The 4,232-nt window shown below is 74.3% G+C and carries 5 protein-coding genes and 1 pseudogene; 4 read left to right on the forward strand and 2 right to left on the reverse strand.

Translation table 11 applies throughout. The annotated features are described in order from the left end of the window. The 4 genes and pseudogenes from KS423_RS48665 to KS423_RS39825 all read left to right on the forward strand — a co-directional run. Positions 1-145 (forward strand): annotated as a pseudogene (locus tag KS423_RS48665) (biotin synthase BioB); the annotation flags it as partial. Positions 146-168: 23 nt separating this feature from the next. Then, complete coding sequence (locus tag KS423_RS39815; protein WP_224284609.1) at positions 169-1,473, forward strand: adenosylmethionine--8-amino-7-oxononanoate transaminase; 1,305 nt, start codon at positions 169-171, stop codon at positions 1,471-1,473. Next, positions 1,470-2,228: a dethiobiotin synthase gene (gene bioD / locus KS423_RS39820; RefSeq protein WP_224284610.1), complete on the forward strand. Its 759-nt coding sequence runs from the start codon at positions 1,470-1,472 to the stop codon at positions 2,226-2,228. Before KS423_RS39815 ends, bioD begins: the two co-directional genes overlap by 4 nt. A 52-nt stretch (positions 2,229-2,280) precedes the next feature. Then, positions 2,281-2,727, forward strand: coding sequence for a hypothetical protein (locus KS423_RS39825; RefSeq protein ID WP_224284611.1), 447 nt, complete (start codon positions 2,281-2,283; stop codon positions 2,725-2,727). 135 nt (positions 2,728-2,862) lie between these two features. On the opposite strand, the gene KS423_RS39830 is transcribed toward KS423_RS39825, so the two are convergent. Continuing rightward, positions 2,863-3,261 carry a hypothetical protein gene (locus KS423_RS39830; RefSeq protein ID WP_224284612.1) on the reverse strand — a complete coding sequence of 133 codons (399 nt, stop codon included), beginning with the start codon at positions 3,259-3,261 and terminating at the stop codon, positions 2,863-2,865. A 423-nt stretch (positions 3,262-3,684) separates the two neighbouring features. Continuing rightward, positions 3,685-4,232 (reverse strand): ERAP1-like C-terminal domain-containing protein (locus tag KS423_RS39835; protein WP_224284613.1); only part of this gene is annotated, 548 nt, incomplete at its 5' end.

Genomic DNA, 4,232 nt, shown 5'->3' on the forward strand with positions numbered 1-4,232 from the left:
CGGCGGGCACGCGCACGGCGCCCCCGCGCCGGAGGCCGTCGCCGACGCCCCGCCGGTCGGGGAGCCCGGGAACGACGAGCTCCGCAGCGACCTCGTGAAGGTCCGCCGCCGCGGCGCCGGCACCGAACTCGCGCCCAACGCCTGATACTCACGGGAGAACCGCCCACCATGCTCCAGCCGTCCGCCGACAGCCTGCTCGCCCTCGACCGCGCCCACGTGTGGCACCCGTACGGGCCGATGCCCGGAACCGTCACCCCGTACCTGGTCGAGTCCGCCTCGGGGGTTCGGCTGCGGCTGGCCGAGCCGGTCGCGGGCGGGCGGCGCGAGCTGGTCGACGGGATGTCGTCCTGGTGGGCGGCGATCCACGGCTACCGGCACCCGGTGCTGGACGAGGCGGTGCGCGAGCAGCTGGGGCGGATGAGCCACGTGATGTTCGGCGGGCTCACCCACGAGCCCGCCGTCAGGCTGGCGGCCACGCTGGTGGAGATCACCCCGGAGCCGCTGCAGCACGTCTTCCTCGCCGACTCGGGCTCGGTGGCCGTCGAGGTCGCGATGAAGATGTGCCTCCAGTACTGGCAGTCCACCGGGCGGCCGGCCAAGCGCCGGCTGCTCACCTGGCGCGGCGGCTACCACGGGGACACCTTCCACCCGATGTCGGTGTGCGACCCGGACGGCGGGATGCACCACCTGTGGGGCGGGGTGCTGCCCGGCCAGCTGTTCGCCCCGGAGCCGCCCGCCGGGTTCGACTCCCCGATCGATCCCGAATACGCCGCGAGATTCGAGGAGTTGATGGCCCGTCATGCCGACGAGCTGGCCGCCGTCATCGTCGAACCGGTGGTCCAGGGCGCGGGCGGGATGCGCTTCCACTCCCCCGGGTACCTGCGGATGCTGCGCGAACTGTGCGACCGGTACGGGGTGTTGCTGGTCTTCGACGAGATAGCCACCGGATTCGGGCGCAGCGGCGCGCTGTTCGCCGCCGACCACGCGGGCGTCTCGCCGGACGTGATGTGCCTGGGCAAGGCGCTGACCGGCGGCTACCTGACGCTGGCCGCCGCGCTGTGCACGAGCGAGGTCGCGGACGGGATCAGCCGCGGCGAGGTGCCGGTGCTCGCGCACGGGCCGACGTTCATGGGCAACCCGCTGGCCTGCGCGGTCGCCAACGCCTCGCTGGAGCTGCTGCTCGGGCAGGACTGGTCGGCGGAGGTGAACCGGATCGAAGCCGGGCTGGCCGAGGGCCTCGCGGCGGCCGCGGGCGTCCCCGGCGTGCGCGACGTCCGGGTCCAGGGTGCCATCGGCGTCGTGCAGTTGGACCACCCGGTGGACGTCGCGGCGGCGACCGAGGCGGCCGCCCACGCGGGCGTCTGGCTGCGGCCGTTCCGGGACTTGATCTACACCATGCCCCCCTATGTGACGGAGGACGAGGACGTGGCGCGGATCGCCGCCGCCGTGACCGCCGCGGCGGTGGCCGGATGAGCGCGCGCATCCTGTTCGTGACCGGCACCAACACCGACGTCGGCAAGACGGTCGCCACCGCGGCGGTCGCCTCGGCGGCGCTGCGGGCCGGGCTGAAGGTCGCCGTGCTCAAGCCCGGGCAGACGGGGGTCTCCCCGGACGAGCCCGGCGACGCGGCCGAAGTGCGCCGACTGGCAGGCGAACTGACGTTCCGTGAGCTGGTGCGCTACCCCGAGCCGCTGGCGCCCGACACGGCCGCCCGGCGGGCCGGTCTGCCGTACCTCTCCCCCGCCGAGGTCGCCGAGGCCGTCGCCGAACTGGCTTCCACGCACGACCTCGTCCTGGTGGAGGGCGCGGGCGGACTGCTGGTCCGCTACGACGACGAGGGCCGTACGCTCGCCGACCAGGCCCGGGCCGTCCTCGACGCCGGTCTCCCCGCCGAGGTGCTGCTGATCGCCTCCGCCGGGCTCGGCACGCTCAGCATCGTCTCCCTCACGGCGGAGGCCCTGGCGGCCCGCGAACTCCCCCTCACGGGCGTCCTGGTCGGCTCCTGGCCCAGCGATCCCGGCCTCGCCGAACGCTGCAACCTCGCCGACCTGCCCCGCTCCGCCGGCGCCCCGCTGCTCGGCGCGCTGCCGGAACGGGCGGGCGGCGGCGAGGACTTCGCCACCCTCGCGTACGCCTCGCTGGCCCCCGAGCTGGGCGGCACCTGGGACGTGGAGCACTTCGCGAGCCTCCACCGGCCCGGATCGGCCCCACTTCGCTCGAAGGGGTGATCCCGCCTCCCCGCCCTGTCGGAAGCCGGGGCGGCTCAATACCGTTCCTTCCATGACAGACGGGCTGACCATGGACGAGGCCCTGCGGGCCTTGGCCGCCCTGGAGGCGGCATGGAAGGACGACGACGAGGCGCTGTCCGCCCTGGCGGCGGGCAGCGTCGGTGAACGGCCGCTGCCGGCGCTGGTCGCCGTGTACGGCGAGCACGCCATGGACACCCTGATGGCGCTCGCCTTCGGGTTGCGCGCCACCATGAGCGACGAGGAGATCGCCGAGATCTCCGATGCCGTCAGTTCCAACATCGGCGCCCGGATGAGCGCCCTGCTCAACCAGACCCTCAAGGCCTGGGGCACCCTCTCGGCCCCGGACGACCTCTCGGTCACCAAGATCATCGCCCACACCGTGATCGACGCGATGCGAGCCGTCACCGAGGAGCCCAGCAAGACCGAGGTGCTGCCCCTCCTCGCCACCTTCCGCAGCTACGCCCTCAACGACAGCTGAGGAATCGGGAAACAGTGTGGGCTTCGAGTCGCCTCGAAGCCCACACTGTTGTGCCCGACCCTCATCCGCCCTGCCACGAGCAAGTCCGGACGAAGCAGCCGCCCCGCCCCTTCGGCGGGGCGGCTGCACCACCGCTCAGCGCCCCTCCGTGACGAGGAAGCGGCCGGAGCGCCAGTGCAGGCGGGCCGGGCCGCCGGTGGGCCAGTCGTGGTCCAGGTGCCGGCGGCCGCGGCCGAGTGCGCCGAGGTCGTGGGGGCGCAGGGTCCCGCTCCTCAGGCCGGCGGCCTCGGCGGCGGTCAGCGGCATGATCGTCACGTACTGGGCGTCGTCCCCGCCCATCCAGTCGACGACCTCGGTGAAGATCCACACGAACTGCTGCGAACAGTCCCGGCAGCGCCGGAGGTTGACGGAGAAGCGCGAACCGTCCACCACCTCCGCCTCGTGCTCGAAGCCCTCCCGCTGCCGCCCCCACACCGCCCGCTCGTCCTCGCCGTAGCACTTCGCGCAGCCGAACTCCGCCATCGGCCTTCCCATCGGGCGACTCCCTGTTCCGCGACGTCCCGGTCGCGGCCCATGATGCCCGCAGGGCCCCGGCGGCCGACCGGACAGTCCACCCGACCGGGGAACAATTCACGGACCGTTCCCACACCGTTCGCGCCCCAAGGCGGAGACCCGCCCGGCCGGTTGACGGCCGCGCCCCCGGATCAGGCGGTCCCCGGGGGGACGGCCGGGAACGCGGCCTCCCGCGGCAGGCTGCGGCGGAAGTGGCGGCCGACGTGCAGCGTGGCCGGCGGCTGTGCCGGCCGCTCGGGTGACCGGTCACCGCCGACGGCGCGCGCCCGAACGAAGCGCGTCGGTGCGTTGGACCAGGCGGTGACGCCGTTCCTGACACGGCAGTGGGTGGAAGGCGGCGGCGCGACCACCCTGGTCACGCCGCCGCCCGCCGCCCGCCGGGTGCTACTGCTCGGCCAGTGCCCGTGCCCGGACCGCGCGGCGCAACGTGTCCAGCTGGTCCACCAGTCCGCGCCGGGTCGCCGCGGTGAGGTCCGGATCGGCCAGACAGGCCTCGGCGGCCCGCACCGTCTGTTCGGTGGCGGCGAAGGCGGGGAAGCCCGCCGTGGTGAGCACCCGGGCCAGTGCGGGGCCGCGGCGGCCGGCGGCTGACCCCAGCTCCTTGAAGTAGCGCACGATCAGCTCGTCCAGGAGATCGGCCTGCTCGGGCTGCCACAGCCCCCTGGCGGTGGCGGTGGCCAGGTAGTTGGAGAGCTTGCCGTGGAACAGCGTCTGCCAGGCGGCCTCCTTGGCCCCTTCGTCGGGCAGTGCGGCGCGGCAGCGGGCGGCGCCCTGCTCGCTGGTGTCGCTGGGGTCGGCGGCGAGCTCGGCGGCGATCTCCGGCTCACCCGCCGCGCCGAGCACGCACAGCCGCAGCAGCAGCTGCCAGCGCAGGTCCGGGTCGAGCACCGGTCCGCCGGGCACCGTGCCGGCCGCCAGCCAGTCGCGCAGCT

The organism is Streptomyces sp. LS1784 (assembly GCF_020103755.1).
Lineage (GTDB): Bacteria > Actinomycetota > Actinomycetes > Streptomycetales > Streptomycetaceae > Kitasatospora.

Excerpts from the sequence above, each read along its gene's own strand:
- KS423_RS39825 (WP_224284611.1), top strand. The coding sequence starts at position 2,281 with ATGACAGACGGGCTGACCATGGACGAGGCCCTGCGGGCCTTGGCCGCC.
- KS423_RS39830 (WP_224284612.1), bottom strand. The coding sequence starts at position 3,261 with ATGGGAAGGCCGATGGCGGAGTTCGGCTGCGCGAAGTGCTACGGCGAG.
- bioD (WP_224284610.1), top strand. The coding sequence starts at position 1,470 with ATGAGCGCGCGCATCCTGTTCGTGACCGGCACCAACACCGACGTCGGC.
- KS423_RS39815 (WP_224284609.1), top strand. The coding sequence starts at position 169 with ATGCTCCAGCCGTCCGCCGACAGCCTGCTCGCCCTCGACCGCGCCCAC.